Genomic DNA, 2245 nt, shown 5'->3' on the forward strand with positions numbered 1-2245 from the left:
AAACCGGCGCAGGCGCCTTGCTGACCACGACCATCGCCGGGCGCAGCAAGCGACCATTGAGCTGATAGCCCTTCTGAAACACCTTCAGAACGCTGTTCGGCTCGACATCGGCGCTTTCCTGCATGGCCATCGCCTGATGTTGAACGGCGTTGAACGGCTCGCCATGCGGATCGATCGCTTCAAGCTGATAACGCTTGAGGGTGTCCTGGAACATTTTCAGGGTCAGCTCGATGCCTTCGCGCATCGGACGGATGCTTTCGTCGTCCGGGCTGGACAGCTCCAGGCCGCGCTCCAGGCTGTCGACGATCGGCAGCAGGTCGCCGGCGAATTTTTCCAGCGCGAACTTGTGAGCCTTCTCCACATCCTGCTCGGCGCGACGGCGGACGTTCTGCAGATCGGCGGCTACACGCAAAGCCTGATCCTGAGCGCCTGCCAGTTGCTCTTCGAGCACTTGTACACGAGCCGCCAGGTCTTCACCCGAAGCCTCGGGCGCCTGGTTGGCGTCTGGGTTTTGCGTATCCACTGTCTGTTCGTCAGCCATAGATTTCTCCTTTCAATATCGTCCGCGAGCTCAACTCGCGCTTCTGCCCAGCTATATGGGGCCGCAAAATCCGGCTTCAAGGGGCACCGACGATTAACCCTACAAAAAACAACTGCTTTGTCATTCCCGGTTGCGATAAGGCTTTCGTCGGACCGAGCGAATCGAGCTAACGAGGGGCATTGTCAGCCAGAAACAAAACACTGTATAAATAACCAGACCTAACACCTGGGAGCGGCCCATATGCTGGTGCACCTGTCCGTACACAACTACGCCATCGTTGAACATCTCGATCTCGAACTCGATCGCGGGATGAGCGTGATCACCGGGGAAACCGGCGCGGGCAAGTCGATCATGCTCGACGCGCTGGGCCTTACCCTGGGTGATCGCGCCGACAGCGGCGTGGTTCGCCCCGGCACCGACAAGGCCGACATCCTGGCCACCTTCGATCTGGCCGACATTCCGGAAGCCAGCGCCTGGCTGGCCGAACGCGACCTCGAAAACGACGGCCCGTGCATCCTGCGCCGGGTGATCACATCCGAAGGACGCTCCCGCGGCTACATCAACGGCACGCCCTGCCCGCTTGGCGATCTCAAGGCGCTGGGCGAGCTGCTGATCGACATTCACAGCCAGCACGAACACCAATCCCTGCTCAAGACCGACACCCATCGCCGCCTGCTCGACGAGTACGCCGGGGCCACGGACCTTGCCCGCCAGGTGCAGCTTGCCGCACAGCGCTGGCGCCAGACTCGCCAGGAGCTGGATCGACTCTCCAACTCCGGCGACGAACAACGCGCTCGTCACCAATTGCTCAGCTACCAACTCGAAGAGCTGGAAAACCTCGGCCTTGGCGACAACGAACTCGAGCAGCTAGAGCAGGAACACAAGAACCTGACCAACGCCGAGACCTTGCTCGGCATCTGCCGGCAAGTCGTCGAGCAATGCAGTGAAAGTGATTCCGGAAATGTACTGAACGCCCTCACCGCCAGCCTCAATCGCCTGTCGAGCGTGAACAGCTCGATCGGTGCACTGGGCGAAGCCAGCAGCTTGTTGACCAGTGCACAGATCCAGGTTGAAGAGGCTGTCGGTGAACTGAACCGCTTCCTCGATAACTTCGACGCCGATCCGTCGCGCCTTCAATACCTTGAGGAACGCCTCGACGCGATCTACACCCTGGCGCGCAAACACCGCATCCAGCCGACCGAAGTCGCCGAGATGCAGCAGAAACTGCTGGATGAAATCGAAACCCTCAACGCCAACGACGAATCCATCGAGCGGCTGAGTGATGAGCTGTCTTCATACGCTCGCCATTATCAGGAAAAGGCCCGGGAACTGAGCGACCTGCGTCATCAAGCCTCGAGCAGCCTGGCCAGCGCAGTGGAACAGGAAATCCAGCGCCTGGGCATGCCTGGCGGGCGCTTCACCATCGAACTGCGTCCAAACAGCAGCGACGAACTGATGCCTAACGGACTTGAACAAGTTGAACTGCTGGTCAGCGCCAACCCGGGACAACCATTAAAAGCCTTGGCAAAAGTCGCATCCGGTGGCGAGCTGTCACGGATCAGCCTGGCGATCCAGGTGATCACCGCACAGACCTCTCGTGTCCCGACCCTGGTGTTCGACGAAGTCGATGTCGGCATTGGCGGCCCGACCGCGGAAATCGTCGGCCAGTTGCTGCGCAGGCTTGGCGAGCGCGGGCAGGTACTG

The 2245-nt window shown here is 60.3% G+C and carries 2 protein-coding genes; one reads left to right on the forward strand and one right to left on the reverse strand.

Annotated elements, in window-relative coordinates:
- On the reverse strand, nucleotides 1-541 hold a 541-nt coding region (gene grpE, locus ACXRVY_RS25070; RefSeq protein ID WP_458238528.1), incomplete at its 3' end, for a nucleotide exchange factor GrpE.
- Nucleotides 542-781: 240 nt separating this feature from the next.
- Between grpE and recN the strand changes: the two genes are divergently transcribed.
- Nucleotides 782-2245 (forward strand): DNA repair protein RecN (recN, locus tag ACXRVY_RS25075; protein ID WP_458238529.1); only part of this gene is annotated, 1464 nt, incomplete at its 3' end.

The organism is Pseudomonas sp. P5_A2_2 (assembly GCF_054177685.1).